Source organism: Microcoleus sp. N3A4 (assembly GCF_036701805.1).
In the GTDB taxonomy this organism is placed as follows: Bacteria; Cyanobacteriota; Cyanobacteriia; order Cyanobacteriales; family Microcoleaceae; genus Microcoleus.
Genome location: NZ_JAUBRJ010000011.1, coordinates 112,687 through 139,619 on the forward strand (window position 1 = coordinate 112,687; position 26,933 = coordinate 139,619).

The 26,933-nt window shown below is 45.6% G+C and carries 23 protein-coding genes; 8 read left to right on the plus strand and 15 right to left on the minus strand.

The window, feature by feature from the left end; translation table 11 throughout:
• Positions 1–810: 810 nt before the first annotated feature.
• The 6 genes from QUA56_RS09210 to QUA56_RS09235 form a co-directional block, all read right to left on the minus strand.
• Complete coding sequence (locus QUA56_RS09210; RefSeq protein ID WP_333356141.1) at positions 811–1,281, minus strand: GNAT family N-acetyltransferase; 471 nt, start codon at positions 1,279–1,281, stop codon at positions 811–813.
• Positions 1,281–1,793, minus strand: coding sequence for a cupin domain-containing protein (locus tag QUA56_RS09215; protein ID WP_333356143.1), 513 nt, complete (start codon positions 1,791–1,793; stop codon positions 1,281–1,283). Before QUA56_RS09215 ends, QUA56_RS09210 begins: the two co-directional genes overlap by 1 nt.
• A gap of 9 nt (positions 1,794–1,802) precedes the next feature.
• Positions 1,803–2,444, minus strand: a complete 642-nt coding sequence (locus QUA56_RS09220; protein WP_333356146.1) for a type I restriction endonuclease — start codon at positions 2,442–2,444, stop codon at positions 1,803–1,805.
• Between the two features lie 36 nt (positions 2,445–2,480).
• Complete coding sequence (locus QUA56_RS09225; protein ID WP_333356149.1) at positions 2,481–3,530, minus strand: DUF1611 domain-containing protein; 1,050 nt, start codon at positions 3,528–3,530, stop codon at positions 2,481–2,483.
• A 74-nt stretch (positions 3,531–3,604) separates the two neighbouring features.
• A complete protein-coding gene (locus tag QUA56_RS09230; RefSeq protein ID WP_333356213.1) occupies positions 3,605–4,408 on the minus strand; it encodes a Uma2 family endonuclease in 804 nt (267 codons plus the stop codon).
• Between the two features lie 31 nt (positions 4,409–4,439).
• Positions 4,440–5,519: a dipeptide epimerase gene (locus tag QUA56_RS09235; protein ID WP_333356152.1), complete on the minus strand. Its 1,080-nt coding sequence runs from the start codon at positions 5,517–5,519 to the stop codon at positions 4,440–4,442.
• A gap of 121 nt (positions 5,520–5,640) precedes the next feature.
• Here QUA56_RS09235 and QUA56_RS09240 point away from each other — a divergent pair, with 121 nt between their 5' ends.
• Both QUA56_RS09240 and QUA56_RS09245 read left to right on the plus strand, forming a co-directional pair.
• Entirely contained in the window at positions 5,641–6,354 is a 714-nt protein-coding gene (locus QUA56_RS09240) for a hypothetical protein (RefSeq protein ID WP_333356155.1), read from the plus strand.
• Between the two features lie 48 nt (positions 6,355–6,402).
• Complete coding sequence (locus tag QUA56_RS09245) at positions 6,403–6,849, plus strand: NADAR family protein (protein ID WP_333356158.1); 447 nt, start codon at positions 6,403–6,405, stop codon at positions 6,847–6,849.
• Positions 6,850–7,359: 510 nt separating this feature from the next.
• On the opposite strand, the gene QUA56_RS09250 is transcribed toward QUA56_RS09245, so the two are convergent.
• Together QUA56_RS09250 and QUA56_RS09255 are read right to left on the minus strand one after the other, a co-directional pair.
• Positions 7,360–8,256: a hypothetical protein gene (locus QUA56_RS09250; protein ID WP_333356160.1), complete on the minus strand. Its 897-nt coding sequence runs from the start codon at positions 8,254–8,256 to the stop codon at positions 7,360–7,362.
• The gene (locus tag QUA56_RS09255; protein ID WP_333356163.1) at positions 8,253–8,522 is read right to left on the minus strand and encodes a hypothetical protein; all 270 of its coding nucleotides are present in this window, start codon (positions 8,520–8,522) and stop codon (positions 8,253–8,255) included. Before QUA56_RS09255 ends, QUA56_RS09250 begins: the two co-directional genes overlap by 4 nt.
• A 375-nt stretch (positions 8,523–8,897) precedes the next feature.
• On the opposite strand from QUA56_RS09255, the gene QUA56_RS09260 reads away from it, so the two are divergent.
• The 3 genes from QUA56_RS09260 to QUA56_RS09270 all read left to right on the plus strand — a co-directional run bounded on the left by QUA56_RS09260 (position 8,898) and on the right by QUA56_RS09270 (position 14,409).
• Positions 8,898–11,849: a tetratricopeptide repeat protein gene (locus QUA56_RS09260; protein ID WP_333356166.1), complete on the plus strand. Its 2,952-nt coding sequence runs from the start codon at positions 8,898–8,900 to the stop codon at positions 11,847–11,849.
• 219 nt (positions 11,850–12,068) lie between these two features.
• A complete protein-coding gene (locus tag QUA56_RS09265; protein WP_333356169.1) occupies positions 12,069–12,743 on the plus strand; it encodes a Uma2 family endonuclease in 675 nt (224 codons plus the stop codon).
• Positions 12,744–12,858: 115 nt separating this feature from the next.
• Positions 12,859–14,409: a 16S rRNA (cytosine(967)-C(5))-methyltransferase gene (locus QUA56_RS09270; protein ID WP_333356172.1), complete on the plus strand. Its 1,551-nt coding sequence runs from the start codon at positions 12,859–12,861 to the stop codon at positions 14,407–14,409.
• Positions 14,410–14,525: 116 nt separating this feature from the next.
• Here QUA56_RS09270 and QUA56_RS09275 read toward each other — a convergent pair whose 3' ends face one another.
• The 7 genes from QUA56_RS09275 to QUA56_RS09305 form a co-directional block, all read right to left on the minus strand.
• Positions 14,526–17,057, minus strand: a complete 2,532-nt coding sequence (locus QUA56_RS09275) for a penicillin-binding protein 1A (RefSeq protein WP_333356216.1) — start codon at positions 17,055–17,057, stop codon at positions 14,526–14,528.
• Between the two features lie 240 nt (positions 17,058–17,297).
• Positions 17,298–18,311 (minus strand): chlorophyll synthase ChlG, encoded by a 1,014-nt coding sequence (chlG, locus tag QUA56_RS09280; RefSeq protein ID WP_333356175.1) that lies wholly within the window; start codon positions 18,309–18,311, stop codon positions 17,298–17,300.
• Positions 18,312–18,667: 356 nt separating this feature from the next.
• Positions 18,668–18,970 carry a DUF29 domain-containing protein gene (locus tag QUA56_RS09285; protein WP_333356177.1) on the minus strand — a complete coding sequence of 101 codons (303 nt, stop codon included), beginning with the start codon at positions 18,968–18,970 and terminating at the stop codon, positions 18,668–18,670.
• Positions 18,971–19,359: 389 nt separating this feature from the next.
• Positions 19,360–20,064, minus strand: coding sequence for a helix-hairpin-helix domain-containing protein (locus QUA56_RS09290; protein WP_333356181.1), 705 nt, complete (start codon positions 20,062–20,064; stop codon positions 19,360–19,362).
• A gap of 112 nt (positions 20,065–20,176) precedes the next feature.
• Positions 20,177–20,524 (minus strand): NINE protein, encoded by a 348-nt coding sequence (locus tag QUA56_RS09295; protein WP_333356183.1) that lies wholly within the window; start codon positions 20,522–20,524, stop codon positions 20,177–20,179.
• Between the two features lie 95 nt (positions 20,525–20,619).
• Positions 20,620–20,832, minus strand: a complete 213-nt coding sequence (locus QUA56_RS09300) for a hypothetical protein (RefSeq protein WP_333356186.1) — start codon at positions 20,830–20,832, stop codon at positions 20,620–20,622.
• Between the two features lie 259 nt (positions 20,833–21,091).
• Positions 21,092–22,684, minus strand: a complete 1,593-nt coding sequence (locus QUA56_RS09305) for a type II CAAX endopeptidase family protein (RefSeq protein WP_333356189.1) — start codon at positions 22,682–22,684, stop codon at positions 21,092–21,094.
• Between the two features lie 241 nt (positions 22,685–22,925).
• Here QUA56_RS09305 and QUA56_RS09310 point away from each other — a divergent pair, with 241 nt between their 5' ends.
• From QUA56_RS09310 to QUA56_RS09320, 3 genes are all read left to right on the plus strand, one after another.
• A complete protein-coding gene (locus QUA56_RS09310) occupies positions 22,926–24,287 on the plus strand; it encodes a histidine phosphatase family protein (protein WP_333356192.1) in 1,362 nt (453 codons plus the stop codon).
• 216 nt (positions 24,288–24,503) lie between these two features.
• The gene (locus QUA56_RS09315) at positions 24,504–25,817 is read left to right on the plus strand and encodes a dihydroorotase (RefSeq protein ID WP_333356195.1); all 1,314 of its coding nucleotides are present in this window, start codon (positions 24,504–24,506) and stop codon (positions 25,815–25,817) included.
• 152 nt (positions 25,818–25,969) lie between these two features.
• The gene (locus QUA56_RS09320) at positions 25,970–26,725 is read left to right on the plus strand and encodes a 4'-phosphopantetheinyl transferase superfamily protein (RefSeq protein ID WP_333356198.1); all 756 of its coding nucleotides are present in this window, start codon (positions 25,970–25,972) and stop codon (positions 26,723–26,725) included.
• The last annotated feature ends 208 nt before the right edge of the window (positions 26,726–26,933 follow it).

The window sequence follows — 26,933 nt, forward strand, 5'->3', positions numbered from 1 at the left end:
TTGTCTGTTTATGCTATTTGAGAGGCTGCATTTCCTCGCTTGAGATTGATTGCCTTGATATTTCATTGTTCTTGTCTTCTGTCGTTATATCGGGATAAAAGGCAAAGAATTTTTGAAATATTGAGGGGATTTGAGAAGCGGTTGCGGGGAGTCTAAATCCAGTAATTCCGAGGTATTGAATTAAGGATTTAGTGGTTGAGCAGTTGGTGGGATTTACCTCAAGGGTAGATGTTGTTAGCTACATTAGAGATTGGCTGATTCCGCATTACTGCTGCTGTGAAGATGTTTTATTTTTGGGTTTTATGTTTTGATGGGGTTGTGACTCACTTGCTTTACACTTACTAATGTGCCAGGAGTCGAATATCTTTGGGGCGATCGCCCGTCCACTTTTCGGGTCTGGTATTGGCACAGGACACTTGGCAATTCACATACAACGATTTAACAAGGGTTTTAGCCTCATAATCTGGCTATTAGCTGTGCCAATTTAGCAAAGTGGACTACCGCGCTCTGTGAAGTCTGAGCTTACGCACTGTCGATCGCCCAATCCGGAATATCCGTACATATCCAGTTCGTGACTTATAGGTTTGCAGTGAGCGAGGGCCGTAGGGACACGGCAGTGCCGTGTCCTTACAAGGGCTAGGGACACGGCAGTGCCGTGTCCTTACAAGGGCTAGACTGACGCAGATATCGCGACGCGGTAGGAGTTTTCGCTCGGTGTAGCTCGATCGCACCCTGTAATCGCAATTATCGAACAGGTCGAACTTAAAATCAATTCATAAATTCAGAATCTTAAATTCATAAAAGTCATAATTATCGAAAACTTTTTTGATACTGCATAATTGTTACAGGAATTCTGAATAAAGTTTTAGCTAATTGAGACAAACCGAACTTGAATTTAAGCGACTGCGGCAATTCTTGTACGGAAACTTCTACGAATCCAAAGCGAGTATAAAATGATGCGAGTCGCTTTCCCAAACATTCTAAATATAGCGGTTCTGTAGCTTGTTGAATTAAATATTTTGTGAGGTAGCTTCCCAAACCTCGATCGCGCCAATCTTTCGCCACCACCAAACTGCCCAATTCTTGCGCGCCCGCAAAGTTCCGCAACTGCCCGCAAGCTGCCAATTTCCCCTCGCATTCGATCACCCAGAATTGCTCCCAGCGCAACTGAGTTGGATCGAGTTTGGCGCTCCACACTAACATTCTAATTGATTTGATATCTCGATCTGAGGCAGGGCGGATGGCGCATTCTGACGGTAAAGAAAAAGAACTTTCATTCATTATGATTCCTGTTTGCTGTCTCGTTTGGCTTGGGCTTTCAACATCCTTTCTTTTAACCGTGCATTTCTCTCGGCAATTTCGGGATTTCTCTCATACCAAGGCGGAACATCGTCATAATCGGGAATTCCATCATCTATCAGATAGCGCGCGTTGGGCTGCTTGGGATAACCTGCAGCCAATCCTCCAGTACAGATAACAAACAAGGCTGTATTTTCAGCAGCTTTTAATGCTCTCTTTGCTGCGGGCGAAACTCTGACAATATCGCCGCCCTCAAGTGTCAATAGTTCCCCATCTACAACCATCAGGCCTTTGCCTTCAACTACAATATAAACTTCTTCTTGTTCTGCGTGGCTGTGAGTAAATGTGTAGCCATCGCCAGCAGGCAAGCGAATCAAACCTAAAGCTACTCCTTGCAGATTTAGCTGTCGCCAAGGGTTGGTGAGTTGGGGCAAATTGTTAAAGTCAAAGTGAGCTTTACTGAATTTATTGTTATTTTCCGAATCTAGTTCCATATTGTGCCTTCAAGTAAAAGTGCTGTAACTGGAAATCATACTAGATAATCGCTTCAAAATGCGAAATACTTCGTAAAGTTCGTTTCTGGGATTCGCAATATCGAAAAGTTTAGAGACGGCATACTGCGGTATGTCTCGTTTGGTCACTTTGATAAATCGAAAACTGCTGCCATTTGTCAGAAGCCCAAAAGTTACTTGTTCTGGACTGGGGTCATTCAGCATATAAAATAGTAACTGAGGAAGTCCAGCTTCAACGGAATATTGCGCTCGCTTCGCTTCGATCGCAACTACCCAAAAAGATTCAATTAAAAGCAGAACATCAATACTTCCCCTGACAAGTATACCTTCATCCACGGTGATAAGTTCCACCGATTTTTCTGCCTCTATATGAAAGGGATTCAGGTATAAATCTGCTAAAAATAGCAAGGGAGCAAGTACCACCATTTTTACGGTATCTTCTATCATGGAGTGGTCGGCACTGTTAGTATAGCCAGCCTTTACTTTGTCAAGATATCGCTTTTCTTCATCTGTAATTTCTGGTAAATCGTCCATCCACTCCCGGAAAAATTGCTCGTCTTCACAAAGTTGGAAGTTAAATTTTGTTTTGACATCGTGCAGAGTCAGTGTTTTTGCTTGAATTGATTGTGTCATGGCTTTGCATCTTCAATTGAAATTTATTGTAGCATACTAATTGTCGATCGCCTCCCACAAAACCTCCGCGCCCAACCGCACCGGATCGGTACAAGGCAACCCCGTTTCTGCTTGAACTTCAGCTATTGCTAACAGCGCATCGACCTCATTTAAGTGATGAGTGTTGAGGGCGATCGCGCTCACTTTTCCCCCTGTAAAAGCACCCGCAGCAGCGGCAACTATTTCGTACAATTCAACCACTTTTGATAATTTGGGAATCGATACGTGCGGGTGATGGCGAATGTTAGTTTGTCCGGCTCGGTGCGCTAAAATTAAGTGAGTTGGCTGCGAACCCCGCAACAGCGGCAGAGTCGCCGTCGAACCCGGATGCAATAGCGAACCTTGCCCTTCTACGTGCAGAATATCGCATTCAGAACCCAATTTTATCGCCATTTGTTCGACAGCACCAGCGGCGAAATCAACTCGCACTGCATCCAAAGGAAGGCCTTGATTTTCGATCATTAAACCCGTTTGTCCGGTTGCCAAAAATTTGGAACGCAAACCCCGCTGCAAGCAAGTGCGATTGAGTTCCAGACTGGTTGACATTTTGCCGACGCTCATATCTGTGCCGACAGTTAACACGCGGCGACAACTTAATTGAGCAGCAGCAGCAGAGGCGATCGCCCCTATGTTTTCCGGTTCCTGACGCACGTCCCAAATCCATTGATTTTCGGTTAACGGAACTGTTATCAAAGGTGCTAGTTTGGCGTGCAAACCGTTGACAACTGACAAACCTGCTGCTACCGCTCGATCAATTTCTGGCAGCCATTCCGCAGGCAAAACACCGCCGGAAGGAGCGATACCAATTAGCAGAATATCGGGCGCAAATTGCAGTGCTTCTGCAACGGAAGCAACTATCGGTACTTGTTGAGGAATACCAGTTAATTCAGGTAAAGATTGTCCGGCACATTGGCTGTCTATTACTGCTACAATTTGTGCTTCGCTGTAGCGCAAAAATGCTAAACCTGTTTTGCCGGAATGGCCGAGAATTCCCTCGTGCAGCAGGATGGCAACTTTGCCATTTTTGAGCCGATAGTTTTTAGTCATTGATTCACTTTTGAGAGGGGCGATTTTAGATTTTAGCTTCAATCTAAAATCTAAAATCTAAAATCGATTGGGTGTTAGCTGCGATCTGGGATCGGGGTAAGAGCATTCGGATCTTCTCCCAATTCTCGCAATCTGGCCTCTAGTCGATCGGCTCGCTGGCGTTCCCGTTCTGCTTGTTGTTGAGCAGTTTCTGCTTGTTGTTGAGCAGTTTCCGCTTGTTGTTGAGCGGCTTCCTCGGGTAATGGGACTAAATTGCCAGATTCGTCGAAAAAACGCACCCAGACTGCTGTTTCTCGATCGACAATTCCTTCCCAAGTGCCCAACCAAAAACCTAACGTTTCGCACCACAGCCAACCCCGATCGTCGGGCACTAACGGCTGATAGCGCAGGGTGGCATCTAAACGCCATCCTTGCAAAGAATTCGGATCGAAAGGATCGAAAACAAAGTAATCAGGAGTTCTAAAAACCTGCTCGTAAATATCCTTTTTTTTGCCTGTATCCTCATTAGCCGTTGATGGCGACAGCAGTTCCACAATGACATCCGGGTAACGTCCATTTTCATCCCAAACTACCCAACCTTGTCGGGAAGTAGTGCCGTCAACACCCAACACAGCGAAAAAATCCGGACCTCGAAAATCCTGATTCCGAACCTGTTTAACGCTGTAATAAATAAACATATTACCACCCACAAAAAAATCGTTTCGGTTAGCTAAACCTTGTTCTAGGGAACGGATTAAAACGGTCATTGCTATACGGTGGCGGTTGCTTTCCATTTCTGCACCATCATCAAAAATTAAATCAGTTGGCGGCTTGTGTTTTTCAAAGAAAAGCTTGGCTTCTCTATCAATTCCCTGTCCTATTGATTCTACTGGTATCATACTATCTCCAGATTTGTTTTGAGCCATACTTCTATTCTACAATGTCAATTCGTCGCACTCCCAATCCCGATCGCCCGTTTGGCAGCAAACACCCATTTTCGACGATCGCACCGGTGAAAGGATCGTCTAATAAATTTAAGTGACTGTCCAAATCCAAATAGTCAGCTAGGGGCGAAAGTTGTGCTGCTGCTGTATTTGCGATCGCGCTATCTGAATAGCAGCCAAACATTACTTGCAAATTGCAGGCTTTTGCTGTGTGAATCATCCGCATTGCTTCGGTCAATCCGCCTGACTTCATCATTTTTATATTGATGCCGTGGACGCAGTGCGCTAACTTGGGTATGTCGGAACTATTAAAGCAACTTTCATCGGCAAAAATTGGCAAGGGCGATTGACGGTACAGTTCTGAGAATTCATCCATATCAGCGACGGGTGAAAGGGGCTGTTCTACATAATTTATCTTGTATTTTTCTAGCCAGTAACACATTTCGATCGCGCTGTTTAAACTCCAACCGCCGTTAGCATCTACACTGATTTGAATGTTAGCTGGGGCTTCGTCTAGCACTGCTATTAACATAGCTTTGTCGGCTTCTATTCCTTCTGGATTTCCTAATTTAACCTTAACGGCGCGGTATTTAATGCTTGCTGGATCTGTCGCATCTTTGCCAAACCAATCGCGCACTCTTTCTCTCGCACCAGACGGCGAATTAATGCCGATCGTGACGGAGGTGGGGACAATGCGCGATCGATCTAATCCCCACATTTTCCACAGCGGCAAGCCTGCTTTTTTGCCCAGCCAGTCGTGCATTGCCATGTCGATGCCGGCGCGTGCGGCTGAGGGTAAGTTTACCTCTGTTAATACTTGTTCTATTTTTTGGCGATCGAACGGACTAAACTTTTCTAGCAGCGGTGCAACTTCCTGCAATGCGGCTAGCAGAATTTCGGTAGTTTGAGGCCGAGAACCTGTGGAAAACGGCGATGCTTCTCCCCAACCTTCGATTTCTTCGTGTGCTAATTTTACCCATAAATTCGTACTTTGGGCAGTTGTACCGCGGCTGATGGTAAGGGCAAACCGCTTGCGGACAGTGAAGGTTTCAATTTGAAGGTGCATTGTCAGTAATCTGTAATTTTTTCTAGATAAAAATCCAAGGTTGCGGATTGCGCCGCTCTTGCCATTTTTGTATTTTTACTTTATAGTTTGATTTTGCTTGTTCTAGCTTATCAAAAAGTTGATGAAATTCCTTATTTCTGTTTCGCCGAAGAGAGTTGCTTTGTCTCTCAGCATTTGGGTGATCTTCTTTGCTGTTGCTGGTTGCACCGTACAAGTTCTGCGTTACGGTTTTAACTATCGCCAACGCTGGATTAGTTTATTTAATTTAGACAGCGAAATAAATTATCCTTCGTGGTACTCGTCATTTACTTTGCTGTTTTGCGGGATTTTGCTCGGTATTATTGCTGCTGCTAAGAAGAAGCAGGGCGATCGGTATTTTCGACACTGGAAAGCGCTGGGGTTCATCTTTGTATTTTTATCTTTAGATGAAATATTGAGTCTGCACGAAATATTAATTATTAACGACTTGCGAAAGGCACTGCATTTAGGGGGATTTTTTTATTTCATTTGGGTAATTCCGGGGGCAATTTTTGTTGTGGTTACTGCGGTGGCTTATCTCAAGTTTCTCCTGCACCTACCCCTGAGAACAAGGAATTTTTTTCTATTGGCAGGCAGTATATATGTCGGTGGAGCGCTTGGCATGGAAATGGTTTGTGGCTATTATGCAGATGTGGCAGGTCAGCGAAACTTGATCTACGGTTTGATGGCTTCTGTTGAGGAAATTTTGGAAATGGTGGGGGTGCTCGTATTCATTTACGCCCTGCTGTCTTACATCGGTTCCCATATTGAAAATATTGATGTGCGGTTGAAGATAGTGGATAATCAACAGAGGTAAAGCTGACTATAAACCAAGATTATTAACGAAATTGAAATCGCAGACATTATGACTATCTACTTCTACACCACTGGCAGCGAATACGGCTGTTTTTCTAATTTTTCCAGTCATGGATTCGAGTTAGACGGAGAATACTGGCCGACTAGCGAACATTATTTTCAAGCACAAAAGTTTCCCGAAACGGCTGACTGCGACCAAATTCGCCAAGCAAAAACGCCGAAAGATGCAGCAAAAATGGGGCGCGATCGCTCTCGTCCCCTCCGCAAAGATTGGGAACAAGTCAAAGATGATATCATGCGAAAAGCTGTACTTCGCAAATTTGAAACTCATGCCGATATCCGCGAAATTTTACTCGCTACTGGCGATGAGGAAATTGTCGAAAATTCCCCTAGTGATTACTATTGGGGTTGCGGGAAAGATGGCAGCGGCAAAAATATGTTGGGACAGATTTTAATGGAAGTAAGGGAGATATTGCGAAAACGCACGCCAGAGTAAAACAGAACTTAAATTTCTCACAATAAAGCAGGACTTATTTAATCCTAAGTCCTGCTAGGCTGCAAAGCGAGCATTTTCTAAATTTTATTAAACACGCTGACTCAAATATCCGCCTGACTAACTGTCAAATTCTGTGCCAATCTCCTCAGGCTGTTCTGGTAGAGGGTTTCGCCTCTCCTTGGAGACTGCAAAGCAGGGGAAACGGTAAAAACCCTGCACCACTTTTTTTGTTTTAACAACTACTGTCAACCGAAATTAACTTTTATCTTCGCAAGAAGTACAGCATCGTTCGCCAGTCGCCTCCCAGACACCGTTCTCCTGAGGTTGGCGATTCACAGGTCAAACAGCAAAACACCTGTTCTAGTTCAAGTTTGTTGTTTATTTATGCTGTATCTTTCTATTGTGTGCGATTTGTGGAAAGTGTTAGCTATTGTACAGAATTCTTTACAATTTTTGCCTCGGTAGCCTTTTGCTAAGGGGGGAAGGGAAGGCACTTGTTTAAGTTTTGACCTATTTGCGTGCTGTCGCAGTTATTTGCCGCATTTGCTGTTGAATTCGGTTAAATTTTTTCTGTTCTTCGTTTAGCAAAGTATTGTCGATCGGCAATCGCATATCCCACTGCAATTCTGACAATAACAACAAACAGCCGGCCATAATTATGCCTGTGGTTAGATATTGCCAAGGGGCCACTAATGTTAATAGAGGTATGCTAAATAAATGAGTTAGTCCGATCGCGATAAAAGTGCGCGATCGCAAACCCAGTCCCGTACAAAAATAGCCGATCGCGCTCAACCCCAACCACAAATCGCACAGATGCAGCAACAAACCTCCCCAACCGGCAAAAATACTGCAATCCGTCAGCACCAAACCAGCAATCATCAAAATCGCCCAACAGTAAAGAATCCAGCTAACTCGCTCGACTTTTACCCAAAACAAAGTCAAAACAGCCATTACCGCAGTGCCAATTAGAGTCACTGTTGACCACAGAATCGCCTGAAAACTCCAACTGATCGGGAAAAACTGAGCCGTAAAAAAAATCCCCCCTGTCACCAAACCCCAAAGCAGAAAAGTTTGGTCGATGCGGGTATAAAGTCCTGAGAAAAGAGTAATATTTCCAATTTGCCAGCGGAGTTGCAACAGGCCTTCGCGGTCTTGTACGTCGAGATGTTCCTGTTTGCAGCGGATTAGGGGTTCGGAGGCGTTGAAAAAGGTCATCCAGTGTTGGGGAAAGTATGAAGTTTTGTGTATTGTAACAAGTCTTAAAGCATATTTTTCAGATTTTTTCTTGTTCCCAGGCTCTGCCTGGGGACGCAGATTTGGAGGCTCTGCCTTCCGCGAGTCTAAGACTTGCGAGGCAGAAGGCTGGGTTAAGTTTTGGACTAACGCAGCCTTGAGGTTTGAGTTCAAGCAAGTCTCCAATACTTATCTTTTGGAGAAAAAACGAAGGCAACATTCACAAGAATTGCTCCATCTTTTTTGTCTGTCGAGTAAACTTGCCACGTACCTGTGGCAGCCTCCCGCAGATAGGGTTTATTTTTCCTTAGCCGATCGTAGATTGAGCTTTTTGAGCATTTTACTAATTCGGCGGCACGTTCAACAGTGCAGCCAATTTCCACCGAAACTGCGATCGGCTGGGTGAACAGATTGAGCTGTTCGCTGTTATAATTAGTCATGAGAAATCCTCGGTCTATATAGACCATAAACAACATGAGAGTGCTACTGGTTGCAGCCAGTGGCTCCCGAAAACTGATAAGCGATCGAAAGCGTCTCTAGTAAAAGCTAGGGGCGCTTGTTTGCTTGTTAAGGGCAGTCTAACACTGCTTTAAAAAATATACAACAGTTTTAACGTATTTTTTTTAAAGCTATGGTATATTAGACGTATAACTTCTACAAGCCTTGTCTAACAACCATTTTCTCCTTCCCGGCTCTGCCTGGGGACGCTGATCCGGAGGCTGTGCCTCCTGTTTTCCTCCGCAACCGACGAGGCAGAGCCTCTAGATATCGGTTCCCAGGCACAGCCGGGGAACCAGTTAAACCCAATAGATATTATGAAAAATACATTTATCTCTCGATTTACTCCGAGCTTGATGTCACCAGAAACCCTGGAAGCTATCTTAGTACAGCGTCACGCACTGGCAGAACATTTAGTAGAGCTAATTCGGGTGAGCGCGCTAACAGATAACAAGCATTTTCAACTACTAATTGGGCCGCGCGGCATTGGCAAAACGCACTTGGTTTCACTGATTTATCATCGCGTTGCTAAGATGGAAGATTTGCGGGATAAATTGCTAATTGCGTGGCTGCAGGAAGAAGAATGGGGGGTTGCGTCTTTTTTGGATTTATTGCGGGGAATATTCCGGGCAATTGCTAAAGAATATAAGGCAGAATATGAAGCTGAGTTACATGATGATGTTGAAAAGCTTTATGATTTGTCGCCGGAGCAAGCTGAATTTAAGGCCGCAGAATTGCTGAGAGACTTTGTTGGCAAGCGGGTGCTATTGTTGATTGTCGAAAATTTAGAGGACGTGTTTAGCGGCTTGGGGGATTTCGGGCAGAAGCAGTTGAGGGCGTATATTCAAAATTATTCATTTTTGACAATTTTGGCAACATCACAAAGCTTGTTTGATGGAGTCAAGCTCTCTAATAATCCTTTTTATGATTTTTTTGATTTACATGAATTAGATGAGTTTAAGCTCGATGAGGCTGTAGCTTTATTAAATCATATTGCCAAGTTAGAAGGAAATAATGATTTAGCATCTTTTATTCAAACTCCCACAGGGCGCGATCGCATTAAAGTTGTGCATTACCTTTCTGGCGGCAGTCCTCGCGTCTATATTGTTTTTTCGGCTTTTCTGATGACTCCTGAATCGCTAGATAAATTGGTAGAACCGTTCATGGAAATGCTGGATAGCCTCACGCCATACTATCAGGATCGGATGAAATATCTTTCAAATCAGCAGCGAAAGATTGTTGACTTTTTGTGCGATAGAGGTGGTGCCGCACCAGTAAAAGAAATTGCTAAACGCTGTTTTATTGAGCAGCGAACTGTATCTAGCCAACTTAAAGATTTGCGAGATAAGGGTTATGTAAAAACTGAGGAGATAGGACGGGAATCGTGGTATGAATTGCGGGAACCATTGATGCGTTTTTGTCTGGAGGTAAAGAAGCAGCGCAATCAACCGATTCGATTAATTGTGGATTTTATTCGGGTTTGGTATACGCGGAAAGAATTGCAGCAGCGATTGGGATTGAGGATGGCGGATGTTGATTTGGCGGAGAAAGAAAGTCATTTTATGTATCGGCAAGGTTTGAAACCGATTCCACCTGATGCTGTGATGGAACGAGAATATTATACGCGGGCGCTTGAGGCTATTGAGAGAAATGAGGAAGACCCGCGTCTGAAGGCTTATTTTGATGAAATTGAAAATTGTATTGAACAGAAAGACTATGTTTCAGCTTTAGAATATGCGGAAAAATTGGTAGCAAGTCGCGGCGAGGCAAGGGATTGGGGAGAAAAGGGACGCTGTTTAAATAGCCTGGAACGCTACGATGAAGCATTAGAATGTTTAGATAAGGCTATTGAAAGTGACTCCAATTATGCGAGGGCTTGGGCGAATCGAGGCGATGTACTCGAAAGTCTTAAACGCTATGATGAAGCCTTAGTATCCTACGATAAGGCGATCGAACTTGACGAGGATGATCCGTGGCATTGGGCTAAGCGAGGTTATCTACTCAACAACCTCAAACACTATGAAGAAGCCTTAGAATCCTTTGATCGGGCGATCGAACTTGACGAGGATGATCCGTGGGATTGGGCTAGCAGAGGCGATGTACTCGACAACCTCAAACGCTATGAAGAAGCTTTAGAATCTTACGATCGGGCGATCGAACTAGATGCCAATTATCAGTGGGCTTGGCGTATGCGAGGTGATGTACTCAACAACCTCGAACGCTATGAAGAAGCCTTAGAATCTTACGATTGGGCGATCGAACTTGACGAGAATGATCCGTGGGCTTGGACTAATCGAGGCGATGTACTCAACAACCTCGAACGCTATGAAGAAGCCTTAGTATCTTACGATCGGGCGATCGAACTTGATGCCAATAATAAGTTTGCTTGGTTTCTTCGAGGTCTTTTACTCAACGACCTCGAACGCTATGAAGAAGCCTTAGTATCTTACGATCGGGCGATCGAACTTGATGCCAATAATAAGTTTGCTTGGAGGTGGCGAAGCTATGTACTCAACAACCTCAAACGCTATGAAGAAGCCTTAGTATCTTACGATCGGAGGATCGAACTTGACCCCAATGATAAGTGGGATTGGGTTCAGCGAGGTCATGTACTCGACGACCTCAAACGCTATGAAGAAGCCTTAGTATCTTACGATCGGGCGATCGAACTTGACAGCAATTATGAGTGGGCTTGGTTTAGCCGAGGCTGGACGCTGGATAATCTCGGCCGCTATGAAGAAGCTTTAATATCTTGCGATAAAGCGATCGAACTTGGTGATCAATCTTCATATGGCTTCTTCAACCGCGCTATTGCCCTTCTCGGATTGAATCGTTGGGATGAAGGTATCGCCGAGTTAGACGACGCATTCCAACGCCTAGAACCAGGCGATGAAGCTTATGCAGTAGATGCCGATTTAATTATCCGCAACCTGTTCATCAACACGCAGGATCTAGCGATATCTCAAACTCGCATCACCAGCTTAATTGCAGTTTACGAAAAACACGAATATCTCTCAGTCTTAGGACAGGGAATTGTGCGAAACATCCCCGCGCTAATGTCAGAAATGGTAAGCGACAAAGCCGCCCGCACTTGGTTAGAATTGTGGCAAGAACTAACCAGCAACTACACACAATTCAAAATTCCCATCCGCCTGCTGGATGCGGCTGTCCGCTATAAAGAAACCAAGGGCGACAGACGAGTTTTGCTAGAACTTCCCATAGAAGAACGCAATTTATTAGAACCCTTGGTGTCAACAAAAGTAGAATAAGTTTATGAACACACAATTGAGGCCCCGGCGATTGGAAATCGCGGCTACACAAACGATGTCCGCCTACGCGGACTGAAGAAAGGAAATTCAACCCGCGAAGGCGGGTTTTGTTTGTATAGCCGCGGTTTCAACCGCCGGGTTTCTGCAACGCGCGAACGCAGGTTTTGTTGAAATAGGTATAAAATAGAAATTGATGCTACTAGCAATGGAGTCATCCCCATGACAGCAACAATTTCCACTCAAACTTTGCCAGAAATCATCTACCCAGACAGCGACGGAAAACCCATGTCTGACAACACCAAACAGTTCCAATTAATCGTAAAAATTCAAGGCGGAATAGATGCCTTATTCAAAGACAACGAAAATGTATTTGTAGCAGGTGATTTGCTGTGGTATCCCGTCGAAGGAGATAACAAAACTCGCCAAGCACCTGATACTATGGTAGTCTTTGGCAGGCCCAAAGGTGACAGAGGTTCCTACCAACAATGGCTTGAAGATAATATTGCGCCGCAAGTTGTCTTTGAAATCATCTCCCCCGGCAACCGCATGACAGCAATGTTTAAGCTGTTTAAGTTCTATGAGAATTATGGAGTCGAAGAATATTATGTCTACGATCCACAGGATAATGAGTTAATGGGTTGGGTGCGAAGTGACGGAGAACTCAACTATATTGAATCAATGGAGGGTTGGGTAAGTCCGCGTTTGGAAATCCGTTTTGAAACTGCATCGGGAGATTTAGAAATTTATCGTCCCGACGGACTAAAGTTTTTGTCTTATGTCGAGTTGTCAAGACAAATGGAACAAGAACGACAGGAGAAAGAGTTAGTACAGCAAAAAGCCGATCGCCTATCAGAAAAATTGCGAGAAATAGGCATAAATCCAGAGGACATTTGAGATTATAATAGTCCTCGAATCACGGGCGATCGGAAAATGGGTTTTTCACCAAATCTGCAGGCTGTAACGCGTCTTATCGTAAAAAACCCGGTTTCTAAGTCTCCATATCTTAATTATGCAAAATCCCCGCCAAATAGCTTTTCTCGCACTCCGCGAAGTCCACCGCCGAGGTGCATTCGCAGATGCCGCACTCGATCGCGCTTTCAGCAATTCTCAACTCAACGACCTCGATCGGCGTTTAGTGACAGAATTAGTTTACGGTAGCGTCAGGAGAATGCGATCGATCGACTTTATCATCGACAAACTAGCAACAAAGAAATCCTCCCAACAACCGCCCGAACTCCGCACCATCCTACATTTAGGCTTATATCAACTCCAATATCTCAACCACATTCCCCCCTCCGCCGCCGTCAACACTACCGTTCAACTAGCAAAAGAAAACGGATTTTCAGGACTTAGCAGTTTTGTCAACGGTTTGTTGCGAGAATATACCCGTTTAACCCCCCCAACCCCCCCTTGGCAAGGGGGGGCTAAGAGTGTTCCTAATTTCCCTCACCAAGCAGAAGCTAAGGGTGTTCCTAATTCCCCTCAGCAACCAGAGACTAAAACTACCTCTAACTCCCCCCCTTACCAAGGGGGGGCTAAGAGTGTTGCAAATTCCCAACACCAACCAGAGACTAAAACTACCTCTAACTCCCCCCCTTACCAAGGGGGGGCTGGGGGGGGTTTTAATTCTCTACAATTACCCGAAAACCTAGTCGAACGCCTAGGAATTCTGCACAGCTTCCCCGACTGGCTGGTAAAATTGTGGATCGAACAAATAGGCGAAATCGAAACCGAACAACTCTGTGAATGGTTCAACCAATCCCCCACAATTGACCTGAGAATCAATCCCTTAAAAAGCTCGATCGCCGAAATCGAAGCTGCCTTCAAAACCCACAAAATCTCAACTAGCAGAATCCCACATTTGCCGCAAGCATTAAGACTAAATGGCAGCATCGGCGCAATTCAAAACCTCCCCGGATACAGCGAAGGTTGGTGGACAATCCAAGACAGCAGCGCTCAATTAGTCACCCATTTACTAGGGCCCCAGCCAGGGGAAACCATTATCGACGCCTGCGCCGCGCCGGGGGGAAAAACCACCCACAGCGCCGAATTAATGCAAGATACAGGCACAATTCATGCCTGCGACAAAACCGCCAGCAGACTCAAAAAACTTAAAGAAAATGCAGACAGACTTCAGATGAAATCCATTAAAATTCATACCGGAGACAGCCGCCATTTCCCAGAGTTTGTTAACCTCGCAGACAGAGTTTTATTAGACGCACCTTGTTCCGGCCTCGGAACCCTCCACCGCCGCGCCGACGCCCGCTGGCGGCACACGCCCGAAAACATTCAAACACAATCCCAATTGCAATCGGAATTATTAGCAAATGCAGCGACATTTGTCAAGTCCGGCGGCGTATTAGTTTATGCAACTTGCACAATTCATCCCTTGGAAAATGAAACAGTTATTCGATCGTTCTTAGACAGCAATCCTCACTGGCAAATAGAACCGCCAACAATTGATTTACCCGTACAGCCATCACCCGAAGGATGGGTGAAAGTTTGGCCGCACAGACATCACATGGACGGCTTTTTTATGGTGAGGCTAAAGCAAGATTAGATTTGTAGATTGTGATTTACGGCTATCGTGGGGGCGGGTTTATGAGATTATTGGTTTTAGGCGATTATTGTTGGTGAAACCCGCCCCTACGGCTGGCAATTGTTGGTAAAACCCGCTTAATATCCCGGTTCTTGATAAGCAGGCTCTTGATAAGCAGGTTCTTGATAAGCAGGTTCTTGATAAGCAGGTTCTTGCCATTCGCGATGCCGGGGCTCGGGATTGGGATTGTAAGGCACGATCGCCCCATCCTCATTCACAATCATCCCCCGAATAATCTCGTTCGGCTTCACCGGTTTCGCCTTAATACTGCCTTTTCGACCCTCCAACTCCGGCAACTTCGGAAACTCCTCAACCCGCATTCCTTTGACAGCTTGACTCATAAAATCGCGCCAATTGTAAGCCGCCGTACCGCTAGTTCCCCAAGTCGGATAATTGTCATCATTCCCCAGCCAAATGCCAGTCACCACCTGCGGAATATAACCGATAAACCACAAATCCCGCACGTTTTCCGAAGTACCAGTTTTGCCGGCAACAGCGCGATCGGGCAAAGCAGCAGGCCCGCCCGTACCCCCAGTCACCACACCCTCTAACATCCAAGTAGTAATCGCAGCACTATCCTTATCCAAAACCCGCTTCGGTTTAAATTTAGCCTGATAAATCACATCTCCCCGCTGATTAATCACCCGCTTAATTCCGTGGGCTTCAATAAAATTACCTTGCGACGCTAAAGTACCGTAAGCATTAGTTAACTCCAGCAAATTCACCTCAGAAGATCCCAAAGCCAAAGAATAAATCGGACTTAATTTAGACTTAATTCCCATATCGTGGGCTAATTTGATTGCTGGTTCAAACCCGACATCGATCAACACCTTCACCGCTACCACATTCACCGAAGCCCTCAAAGCGTCCGACATCGATCGCCAACCGCTAAACTTTTTCCCGTAATTATTGGGTTGATAGCCGTCGATAATAATTGGCTCATCTTCATAGCTGTCGTAAGGCGAAAAACCCGCCCCGATGCCCGCCGCATAAACCAACCCCTTAAACGTCGATCCGGGCTGCCGCAAAGCCTGCGTAGCGCGATTAAACTGACTTTCCTTAAAATTTCCGCCGCCGACGAGGGCCTTAACTTCCCCAGTTTTAGTGTCCATAGAAACTAAAGCCGCCTGTTCAAAACCCTGACTGCGGCCATCAACTTCGATCGCATCTTTAACCACCTGTTCCGCTATTTTCTGCCACTTCAAATCCACCGTGGTTTCGACAGTCAAACCGCCAGCTTCCAAAGCATCCTTAGAAACATAGCGCGGCAATTCCTTCCGAATGTAACTAGCAAAATAAGGCGCGACTACTTTAAATCGCTTCGGCGGACTTGGTTTAACCGCCATAGGTTCCGCCATAGCCTCCTTCGCCTGAGCCTCTGTAATTACCTTCGCTTCCTGCATTTGTTGCAGCACAATATTGCGGCGTTGTTTAGCAATATTCGGATTAACCAAAGGCGAATATTCGCTCGGTGCCGGCGGCAAACCCGCCAAAGTTGCCATCTCTGCCAAAGTTAATTTATCGACTGTTTTGCTAAAGAAAACCCAAGCCGCATCTGCCACCCCGTAAGCATCCGAACCCAAATAAACCAGATTTAAATATCTTTCTAAAACTTGATCTTTATTCAACTCTCGCTCTATCTTCTGAGCTAAAAGAGCTTCCCGAACCTTCCGCCTAATACTTCTTTCCTGATTGAGAAAAACAACGCGAGCCAATTGTTGCGTAATTGTACTGCCGCCCTGCACTAAATCTCTCGCCACCAGATTAGAAACAATCGATCGCACAATACCTTGATAATCCACCCCGCGATGTTCGTAAAAACGGCGGTCTTCGATGGAAATAAAAGCTTTAACCAACTGTTCGGGAATTTCTTTAAGTTTCAGTTTCTCTCTAGTTGCAGGCCCCGACTGTAACAAAATCGTATTGTCTGCCGCCTTAATTGTCAGCGTTCCGTCGCGGTTAAACGCTGACAAATCGTTAACATCCGGCAAACCTTTGTCTAAGGTGTGCAAAATCCACAAACAGTAGATTAAAGCGCCCCCGCCTAGACTGGCAACACCTATTCCTATCCAAAATCTAGGGGGGCGGGACAGGATTTTTTTTAACTTTCCCTGAAGTTTGCTATTTTCCGAAAGTTCGTTATTTTCCGGCATTTCGGTTGTCTGCGATTCGCTATTTTCCGGCAATTCGCTACTATCCGATTTTTGGGGGAATTTAGTTTCCAGCAAACTTAATCCCGGCCGCAACAATTCTTTTCCCTTGGTTTGCAAGCTGGTAACTTGAGGTTCAATTTCCAACCAAGCGATTAAGCGCTTCAACCCTTCCCAATCGCGCTTAACTATTTGATACCTTTGAATTTCCGGGTCTAATTCCCAATTTAATTCCGACTCTTCTATGGGTGCAGGATCTTCTTCTACCACATACTCCGATCCTTGGGCCGTTGTCCCTGTAGAAAATTCCGCCTCCGATTTCGGCGAGTTGAGCTTATTGCCCTTTGCAGCCTTCGGCGGTTCTCGATCGGAATTACCGCTTATTGCGTTAGTGACTTTGCTCAATTTATCTTTAATATTTGAGAAAAATTCTGCCACGTTCAGATTTTCAAACCTCATCAAGTCCGATTAAAAATTAAAAATTAAAAAAAGCTAGCTTTTTTAATTTTTAATTTTTAATTCGACATTTTTTCTTGAATAACACGCTGCCTTGAATTAGATTTTTTGAATTAAAAACTCTTTAATTCACAACTCAAAATTCAAAACTTTTCTTAACGCTGCGGAGTTTGGTATTTTTTTGAGAAGTGAATTATATTTTTTTAATTCAAAAAATTTTAAACTCAAACCTCAAAACTCTGCTTAACTCGCACGACCCAGTGCCAAGGCTGCTACCAGCATACCCAAAACCAGGAAAGGCTGAGCACTTGCCTGATATTTAACATCATTTTCCAGGGGATTACGCAAAAAGTACATATCCTGAAAAGTGATTTGGGGAATTATCAGCAGCAGCAGAATGACAGCGTAAAGGTTTTGGTGAATGCTGATCAGGTAGCCTGCAATCCCAGCTTGAAATATGTCGATCGTCAACACGCAAATCCAAGCTGCGGTGCCGATGCCAAACATCACTGGCAAAGATTTTAACCCTAATTGCCGATCGCCCTCAACACTTTTGAAATCATTGACGATCGCAATCCCCAGCCCTGCCAAACTGTAAAACAGGGTCAAAATCATAATGGTCGGATCTAGTGTACCAAACAAAGCTTGACCGGCCCACCAAGGCAGGGCAATGTAGCTAGCACCCAGGGCGTAATTTCCCAACCAGCCATTCTGCTTGAGTTTCAGCGGTGGCGCAGAGTAGATGTAAGCTAGAAACGCGCCGACGAGAGTCAAAACAGTCATTGTGGGGAATTCATGACCCGCCCACAAGTCTAGAGCATAAGCCACCGCAAAGCCTGCGGCTAATAATACCAAAATTTGCGTTACTACTTGGGGAATCGAGATAATCCCGGAGGGAATCGGACGGTAGGGCTCGTTAATGGCGTCGATGTCGCGATCGTAAAAATCGTTCAAAGTTTGAGTGTACCCGGTCAGCAACGGCCCTGACATCAACATACAAGCTGCTGCGATCGAGAAATTCTCTAGGTTCCAAACATAGTTTCCAGAAGACGCCGCCCCGCACACCACGCCCCAAATTAAGGGAATCCAGGTAATCGGTTTCATCAGTTGCAGGCGAATTTTCCAGATCGATGTTTCCCCGCTAGCGGCCCCTTTCATGCCCAACATTTGCCGAGTTTTGGCAGTGCGGTTTTCGTCGGTAGCAGCACTGGAGGGTGCGGGTTCTGGGGAGATTTGGGATGGAGGAGAGTCAGACATAAGTGTGATTTTAGCGGTACTGCTACTATTGTGTCGTTCTGCGTTTCAATAATAATTCTGATAGGATACCAGTTCAAAATAATAATGCAACTGCAGGCAAGCTTCAAACCCCGATCGTCACGAGTCATTCCCAATTCCCAATTCTCAAATTTAAAATGGTATTATCCCCCGATTGGAGTTGATGCTAGGGAAAAGTACGAGTTTAACAAACATATATTAATATCATTATATTGTGTAAATGTCAAGAGGATAAATACTTTTTTAATTATTTCCCTGGCCCTGCCTGCTGGGGGAGATTTTTGCCAGCAGGTGCATTGAATGTCAATTACCAGGAGGCGATCGAGTTTTTTGCCATGCTACCCTTGAATCATCTCATCTGGCAGAAAATCTGGCAAAAATTCAGAATCTAGAACCTCGACAGCAGTGTAGATACATAATTGCGGAAACGTCTCTACAAGCAATCCAGTTTCAGCACTTGCTTGTTCTGCTGCATCCGCATAGCATTCAGCCAATACCTCTTCAAAATATGGTTTTAGACTGGGGGAATCTTTCAGAGCTTTGCGAATGCGTCTGCGATGTTCGATAATGCTGGCTTTCCAACTACCGCTTCTTCGATCCGGTTGAAATTGCCGCGAGAGCAAGTGCAGGAGAATTACCACTCTCGACGAGAGTGCGAGCGTCCTCGCTCGCTACCTACAGCATATTCGGTGGTTGATGAAGTACAGTAGCCACTATGTTTATATTGTGTGATGTTAATCCTCTGGGTGCGGATCTGCGACTTTTTAAATGGAACTTGCAGATAGACGGGTGGCGACGCACCTTACTACAAGATTGTGTGTACTACATATACATGGAATATGCTGTAAATAGCGAGCGAGGACGCTCGCACTCTTATAATTCCGATGCTACCGGATTTAATATGAATTGTCGCGAACCCGCAACTTTTCAACGGTGGTTTCAATCCATCTCAGGTAATCTGTATCGTACAATTTTTGTCTGTAAACTTCTAATTTTGTTGTCATAAGCTGTTCGTGCTAACAACTGCAAATTAACAAATATGGCGGTAGGAATCAAAAGGCAGTCCTGTCCGCCGATTGACTTCGACAACTGATTTGTAAGCGCCTTTTCTCTGCCTTTCTCTAACTATTTTTTCCGCAACAGCCCGATCTAAACCGCTGGCGATTAACTCTTCCGGCGAAAGAATATTTAACCGTTTCCAAGTAAACTGCGATTCTTTTTGATAATTGTAGCTGAAGCAAATCATCGGGGCGATGCGTCTGACGTGACTTTCGGGAACTCCGGCTATTTCAGATAATTCTTCGGCGTGGGTAAAAATGTAGCCTTCGTTTTGCAAAGATTCAATATCGTTGGCGTAGACGATCGGCAAACCCAAGATTCTGACCATATCGTCTTTGGTACACTCGTTAATATCTATTTTGCCGCGCACATTTGCTAGTTCTTCAGCATTTGTCGCAGTTGCAGGAACCAGTAAACCTCTGGGTGCGGTTTTGATGAGATAGCGCTTTTTCAAACTAAAAGCAGTGACAATTTGAGCGATCCAAACGATCGTACCCAAATTAACTGAAGAAGATACCGCTAGTGCTGCTAAAGTAATGCCAACACCCCATCCCATCCAACTGCGAATATTTGACTTTTGGCCTGCATAGGCGATCGCCAATCCGCCGAAGTAGGGAATAAAAGCATACCACACCCAATTTGGAGTTTTACGCAGCCAGTATAAATCTTGAGACACTTTAATTTTTTCCTTAAATAGTTGCGATCTCACACTTATTTCAATCCCACTTTTTTAAGAGTGGGCTACCTTCTACCTTCTACCTTCTACCTTCTACCTTCTACCTTCTTAATTACAATTCTCGCAGCAGTTTTTGACGTTTTTCTTCGTATTCTTCGGCGGTAATTGCGCCCATATCGTAAAGTTTTTTCAATTCGCCGATCGCCCCAGTAACATCTTTTGCCGCTCTGAGAGCATACCCCGACGGCAACGTACCGCCATTGAACTGTACCTGAAAAGCTTGTTCCGACATCAGCAGCAGACCGAGAAAATCGAAAAATGCGATCAGTGACGGAATTAATGTCCAAGAAAATAGCAAGTATAATACCCCTGCTAAGTTGTTGCCCAAATAAAATTTGTGAACTCCGAAACCTCCTACAAAGAAAGCTAACACAACTGCTACGGTTTTATCTTTTACCATTTTTACTTTCCCCAGTTTTTTTATTTGAACTTCCGCGATCGACCTTTAACGATCGACCTTTAACGATCGAGCTAAGTAATCTTACTAATTTTTACTCATTTATTTGGGTTTTTGCGAAACTTAGACATCGCAAAATACAGCAGAACTATACCGGCTTGAGCCTCTAGAATCACCAAGTAGCCTCTCAAGAAATAATTGAGTTCGCTGCCTGAATTGAGAGAAAATATTAAAATGCCTAGGGCTGCGTAGGGTGCGAAACGCATCCAACTCGGCGTTGCCTCTAACTTGCGGCTGTTCAAATTGCTCATTAGTGCGACCATCCACAAAAACGGGACAAGATATTACTTCTATGTTAAGACAAGTTTTTCCGTTTAACTTCAAGATTTGCGAGTGAATTTCATATCAGGTGCGGCGGAATGATATAGAGGACACGGCAGTGCCGTTTCCCTACCGCGATCTATTGTAGGGAAACGGCACTGCCGTGTCCTGATTTCGGGTAAGAACTCGCCACTGCTCAAACTCGTGAAAAAAGCAAGGTTAATTCACAATTATTAACAATCGCCCGAATTAAGTGGCGCCGCCGCCCAAAAGAAACAGACTCAGGAGAGTACCGCTGTTCCAAAGACTGTGCAGAAGCATGGGAGCGAGGAGATTGCGCGATCGCGTGTACACAAACCCCAAAACCGAACCCAAAGTCGCCAAAGGCAGAATCTCAGAAACACTCAAGTGAGCCACCGCAAACAAGAAAGCAGAAGCAGCGATCGCCCCCCAAACAGGCAAATAGCGAGTCAGAGAAGGCAGTAGAAAGCCCCGAAACACGATTTCCTCAAAAACCGGAGCGGCGATCGCAGCAGTGCCGAAAAACACCGCCAAAGCCACGTTGTCCCTACCTTCGAGGACGATCGGCAAAATCGGATTGCTGCCACCTTGTCCCTGCCAGAATTGCTGATTGATCAGCGACACCAAAACTACCAAAGGCAAAGCAACAAAATAGCCGCCAAAACCCCACAAAAACCAATTTCCCCGCCAATTAATCCGAAACCAACCTTCCGGCAAAGGCAAAAAAGACTTGACCGAAAAATACAGTACCGAAAGCCCCCCAGCCGACAGCAACAGATAAGTAGCAAAGATATAAAAAGCCTTATCGCGCGGGTCAAAAGTAGCAGGATTGAGTTTTAAAACAGCCAGAGAAACCGGCAGCAACAAATAGGGAATCAAGATTTGCCCCACAAAGAAAAAGCCGACCACAAGCACCTGCCAAACAATCTCGCCGTCCCAAGGCACATCCCAAGTCAAGCTCGCATTTCGCGCCAACAGCGGCCCGGAACCTGCTGTATGTAACTGCTTCCGCTGCAACAGCCACTGCACAGTCAAACCAACCAGCAAAACCGTGCCAATACAAAGTGATATCGCCGGAACGCCAACTATAATTGCCAGCTTTTCTACAGCTTGCTGGGCCGTTACTTGCTCTGCTGCTTGCAGCGCCGCCAGCTCTTTAGAACGTTCTTGCAGCTTGTAAAGTTGAGCGAGAGCGCGATAGCGAAACCAGCCATCCAAAGACTTTTGAATGCGCGGCTCGGCATCCGGCAGCAATTGAGCCGGATTGCTCCAAATTCCCGTTAAAACTTTAGCAGTTGCCGCCGAAGCATCGTCATCAATTTGAGTATCATACCGCTCAACTAAAGGTTTCCAAGTTTGGATCGCTACCTCAGTTTTGCCGCTGCTTACCTGCAAAATTCCAAAGCGCAAGTCAAGTTCGTTTAGCAAAGTTGACTGTTGAGCGCTCGACTCTGACAAAGCCTTTTGTTGAGCCAATTTTAGAGTAGAATCTTCAGATTTGGAGGCGATGGCAGACTGAATTTCTTTAAATTGTGATTGAGTTGTTTCGAGAGTTTTGCGAGTCGAGTCTCGCGCTTCTTGATACTGCGTCAAAGCCGTATTTAAAGGATCTGCACCGACAATATTGTTGCGCGCCGAACTTAAATTAGCACTTTGATTATTTTCTCCTTGCCACTCCGAGGCGTGCAGCAGCAAATTTGTCTGGTAGAGTTCCAGCCGGCTTTGAATTTGCGGCTGGTTCCAACTAGCAAGTAAAGATAAACCGACCAGGGCGATCGCGATCGCCGTTAAAATACCTAAAATCACCCGCTTCAGTGTCATTCCTCGTTTTCCGTCCCGCGCGAATCCGTGGCTAAATCTTTTCCGTCTTTAATCATAGGTCGTTGCAGACGAGAGTATCCCGACAACTGGTAAAATTTCACTGGCTCATCTTTTTGACTCGCCTCAACAAGACTTACGCCACAAATCCTTGACCCGCCATATATGGGTAAGGTGCGTACCGCTCACCCGCAGCGGGGTAACAGGCTAAATCTAAAATCTAAAATCTAAAATCTAAAATCGAATGACTCGCATTATCTTAGTCCGTCACGGCAAAAGCACCTACAATCAAGAACGCCGCATCCAAGGCCGCCTCGATAAATCAATTTTGACAGAAGCAGGCCGCAGCGCCGCCCTGCAAGTAGGCGACACACTCAGCAGTATCGCCTTTGATGCCGCCTATACCAGTCCCCTGCAAAGAGCCAAAGAAACAGCGGAAATCATCCTGTCGCGCTTGACAAATCCGCCACAACTCCAGCCAACTGATAATTTGATGGAAATCGATTTGCCTCTGTGGGAAGGAATGCTGCGCCAAGATGCGATCGACAAATTCCCCGAAGCATATCAGCAGTGGCAAAGACAGCCAGACAAATTTTCCATGAAACTGCCATCTGCTGACGGAGACATCGAACACTTTCCCGTATTGGCAATTTTTGCTAACGCCCGTCATTTTTGGCAAGAACTTTTATCGCGCCACCGGGACGGCACAATTCTAGTAGTAGGTCACAACGGAATCAACCGCGCTCTCATCGCCACCGCGTCGGAAATTACCCCGGATTACTATCAATCAATTCAACAGTCAAATTGCGGAATTAGCGTCATTAATTTTGGAACTTCCCCTGTTACCAACGACGAACTCGGAGAACCAAAAAAGAAAGTTGCAGTTCAATTAGAATCGCTCAATTTAACTTCCCATACCGGGGAAATTTTTCCCAAGCCGAGGGACGGACACCAAGGCCCGCGCTTGTTGCTGGTGCGTCACGGCGAAACCGACTGGAATAAAGCAGGTAAATTTCAGGGCCAAATAGACGTACCTCTCAACGATAACGGTCGCGAACAATCCCGGCGGGCGGCAGAATTTCTCAAGGATGTAAAATTAGATTTTGCAATCAGCAGTTCGATGCTGCGCCCGAAAGAAACTGCGGAAATTATTCTCCAATATCACGGCGGTTTGCAACTGGAACTCCGCGATGAGTTGAGAGAAATCAGCCACGGACTTTGGGAAGGAAAATTTGAATCAGAAATCGAACAATCCTATCCGGGTTTGCTCGACGAATGGAAAACATCTCCTGAAAATGTGCAAATGCCCGAAGGAGAAAATTTGCAGCAAGTTTGGACACGGGCGATCGCAGCTTGGCGAGAAATCGTACAATCAGTTTCCGGTACTGGGATTGTCGTTGCTCACGATGCCATTAACAAAGCTATTCTCTGCCATCTATTCGGTTTGGAACCCGAACATTTCTGGAAATTCAAACAAGGAAACGGCGCGGTTAGCGTCATAGATTATCCCCACGGCCCGGATGGTTTGCCGGTATTGCAGGCGATGAATGTCACAACTCATTTGAGCGGCGGCGTTTTTGACCAAACAGCAGCCGGAGCACTGTAATAGGTTTGTAGTGAGGACTTCAGTCTTCACTACAAACCCGATCGGCGTTATTTTACGCGACATGATATGAGTTTTGAAATGTTTGACTTTTTATGTTTGATATGGTTTTCTGTTGGATCGGAATGATTTAACCGCAGAGAACGCAGAGAACGCAGAGGGAGACAAGAGAGATGAATAATTTTGATGAAGAGCTGATTTGATTGTGAATTGTAAGTTATGAGTCGCGAACTGCTACAAAATGTAAGAGTGTTAGATCCAGTTTCAAAGCTCGATCGCATCGCTGATATTCTAATTAAAGAAAATCAGATCGAAACAATCGAAGAAAAAATTACCGAGATTCCCATCGACACCGAAGTACGAGATTCTCAGGGACTAATTTTAGGGCCGGGATTGGTCGATATCTACAGTCACAGCGGTGAACCGGGTTTTGAAGAACGGGAAACGCTGGAATCTTTGATGCAGGCTGCCGCGGCTGGGGGTTTTACGCGAGTGGCGATTTTGCCGGATACCTCGCCGCCTGTTGACAATTTGGCCGGTTTAGCTTTGTTGCAGCAACATATCCGCAATTTGTCGCCCGGTCTGCCCCGCTTGTATTTTTGGGGCGCGCTGACAGCGGGCGTTAAAGGGCAGCAGATGGCGGAGTTGGGCGAGCTGGCCTCCTCTGCGGTGGTGGGTTTTGCGGACGGTTTGCCGCTGTCTAATCCGGCTCTGGTGAGGCGTTTGCTGGAGTATATCAAGCCTTTGGGCAAGTCTGTGGCTTTGTGGCCGTGCGATCGAACTTTGGCAGGAAATGGCGTGGCGCGGGAGGGTGCGGTGTCGGTGCGCTTGGGTTTGCCTGGAATTCCGGCGAGTGCGGAAACTTCGGCTTTGGCGGCAATCCTGGAGTTGGTGGCATCTGCGGGCACTCCGGTGCACATTATGCGCGTTTCTACGGCGCGCAGCGTGGAATTGATTCGAGATGCGAAGGCGCGGGGTTTGCCGGTGACTGCGAGTGTGACTTGGATGCACTTGCTGTTGAATGTTGGGGCAATTTCAGGAAACTCTAAAGATTCCGGCGGGAAAAATGCTCTGACTGCTTTGTTTCCTTACGATCCGAATTTACGCCTAGAACCGCCGTTAGGCAATCTGAGCGACCAATTAGCGCTGATTCAAGCTGTGAAAGATGGCGTAATTGATGCGATCGCGATCGACCACAACCCGCATACTTATGAGGAGAAAACCGTTGCTTTTGCTGATAGTCCGCCCGGGGCGATCGGCTTGGAATTAGCTTTGCCTTTACTGTGGCACGGACTGGTAGAAACTGGCGAATTTTCGGCTTTGGAACTGTGGCGAGTGTTGAGCGCAGGGCCTGCCGTTTGTCTCGGACAAACCCCTGCCACGGTTGCGCCTGGTGTCTCTGCTGAGTTGATTTTGTTCGACCCGGAAATGAGTTGGACTGTTGACGGGCAAAGTCTGAAGTCGCGATCGGCAAATACGCCTTGGTTGGGGCAGCAATTAGCGGGCAAGGTTGTACAAACCTGGATTAATTAACCTTTGGCATTGCAATTCATCTGTTGTAGAACAGGCATCTTGCCTGTTTCTAAAAGTAGAACAAGCATCTTGCCTGTTTCTAAAAGTAGAACAAGCATCTTGCCTGTTTCTGGGAATGCTGCATGAGGTGAGTCACAAGAGAAGATAAATACATGATTGCTGCTTTTGATTCGTGGAATTCTCCACCGCAAAACCTGACATTGGATCTGGGCGAAATTCATGTTTGGCGCGTCTCTCTAGCTCAAACAGAATCTTGCTTGGAGAGTTTACAACAGACTCTCTCTACAGACGAGCGGACAAAAGCCGAGGGTTTTCACTTTCCCAAAGGTCGATCGCAATTTATTGTAAGTCGTGGCGCGCTGAGAGCGATTCTGAGTCGCTATCTTAACATAAGTTCTCACATTTTGCGCTTTGACTACAATCCCTACGGCAAACCCTTTCTCATCGCCGCCCAAGGTGGAAATACCCTGCGTTTCAATTTGTCTCACTCTGGGAAAATGGCTCTAATTGCTATTACCAAAAATCGAGAGATTGGTGTCGATATTGAAGGCATAAATCCCAACTTTCCTTATCTGGAGATTGCTGAAAAGTTTTTTTCACCTTTAGAAAGCTCAGTGCTGCGTTCGCTCCCAGAGCATCTCCAACCCACAGCTTTTTTCACCTGCTGGACTCGCAAAGAAGCCTATATCAAAGCAGTCGGTAAAGGACTTTCTATTCCCCTGAATCAGTTTGATGTCACCCTCGCACCAGGAGAACCAGCAGCGCTATTAAATGTTGAAGAAAACCCCGAAGAAGCATCGAGATGGTCTTTAATAGAATTAATTCCCAGTTCAGATATGGTGGCCGCTGTTGCGGTTGCAGGAGATTGCTGGAAACTTCATTGTTGGGAGTGGACAGGGGAGTTTTGAGTTATGGTTCGTATCATTTGCTAAAATAACCTTGGCTTCAAATCAACAGAGAGAACTTAAAGAAAAAATGCAACTCTATGCCAGATCCCAACTCATACAAAATATATAGCGGTTCTCAGAAAGATTCGCGGACGTTGTTGGGCTTCAGCCCTCTTAGTCTGGCTGGTTATGTAAGCTGTCAGTCATACCTCATCTTTTTGAGAAAGGC

Excerpts from the sequence above, each read along its gene's own strand:
- QUA56_RS09210 (WP_333356141.1), bottom strand. The coding sequence starts at position 1,281 with ATGAATGAAAGTTCTTTTTCTTTACCGTCAGAATGCGCCATCCGCCCT.
- QUA56_RS09215 (WP_333356143.1), bottom strand. The coding sequence starts at position 1,793 with ATGGAACTAGATTCGGAAAATAACAATAAATTCAGTAAAGCTCACTTT.
- QUA56_RS09220 (WP_333356146.1), bottom strand. The coding sequence starts at position 2,444 with ATGACACAATCAATTCAAGCAAAAACACTGACTCTGCACGATGTCAAA.
- QUA56_RS09225 (WP_333356149.1), bottom strand. The coding sequence starts at position 3,530 with ATGACTAAAAACTATCGGCTCAAAAATGGCAAAGTTGCCATCCTGCTG.
- QUA56_RS09230 (WP_333356213.1), bottom strand. The coding sequence starts at position 4,408 with ATGATACCAGTAGAATCAATAGGACAGGGAATTGATAGAGAAGCCAAG.
- QUA56_RS09235 (WP_333356152.1), bottom strand. The coding sequence starts at position 5,519 with ATGCACCTTCAAATTGAAACCTTCACTGTCCGCAAGCGGTTTGCCCTT.
- QUA56_RS09240 (WP_333356155.1), top strand. The coding sequence starts at position 5,641 with ATGAAATTCCTTATTTCTGTTTCGCCGAAGAGAGTTGCTTTGTCTCTC.
- QUA56_RS09245 (WP_333356158.1), top strand. The coding sequence starts at position 6,403 with ATGACTATCTACTTCTACACCACTGGCAGCGAATACGGCTGTTTTTCT.
- QUA56_RS09255 (WP_333356163.1), bottom strand. The coding sequence starts at position 8,522 with ATGACTAATTATAACAGCGAACAGCTCAATCTGTTCACCCAGCCGATC.
- QUA56_RS09260 (WP_333356166.1), top strand. The coding sequence starts at position 8,898 with ATGAAAAATACATTTATCTCTCGATTTACTCCGAGCTTGATGTCACCA.
- QUA56_RS09265 (WP_333356169.1), top strand. The coding sequence starts at position 12,069 with ATGACAGCAACAATTTCCACTCAAACTTTGCCAGAAATCATCTACCCA.
- QUA56_RS09270 (WP_333356172.1), top strand. The coding sequence starts at position 12,859 with ATGCAAAATCCCCGCCAAATAGCTTTTCTCGCACTCCGCGAAGTCCAC.
- QUA56_RS09275 (WP_333356216.1), bottom strand. The coding sequence starts at position 17,057 with ATGAGGTTTGAAAATCTGAACGTGGCAGAATTTTTCTCAAATATTAAA.
- chlG (WP_333356175.1), bottom strand. The coding sequence starts at position 18,311 with ATGTCTGACTCTCCTCCATCCCAAATCTCCCCAGAACCCGCACCCTCC.
- QUA56_RS09295 (WP_333356183.1), bottom strand. The coding sequence starts at position 20,524 with ATGGTAAAAGATAAAACCGTAGCAGTTGTGTTAGCTTTCTTTGTAGGA.
- QUA56_RS09300 (WP_333356186.1), bottom strand. The coding sequence starts at position 20,832 with ATGAGCAATTTGAACAGCCGCAAGTTAGAGGCAACGCCGAGTTGGATG.
- QUA56_RS09305 (WP_333356189.1), bottom strand. The coding sequence starts at position 22,684 with ATGACACTGAAGCGGGTGATTTTAGGTATTTTAACGGCGATCGCGATC.
- QUA56_RS09310 (WP_333356192.1), top strand. The coding sequence starts at position 22,926 with ATGACTCGCATTATCTTAGTCCGTCACGGCAAAAGCACCTACAATCAA.
- QUA56_RS09315 (WP_333356195.1), top strand. The coding sequence starts at position 24,504 with ATGAGTCGCGAACTGCTACAAAATGTAAGAGTGTTAGATCCAGTTTCA.
- QUA56_RS09320 (WP_333356198.1), top strand. The coding sequence starts at position 25,970 with ATGATTGCTGCTTTTGATTCGTGGAATTCTCCACCGCAAAACCTGACA.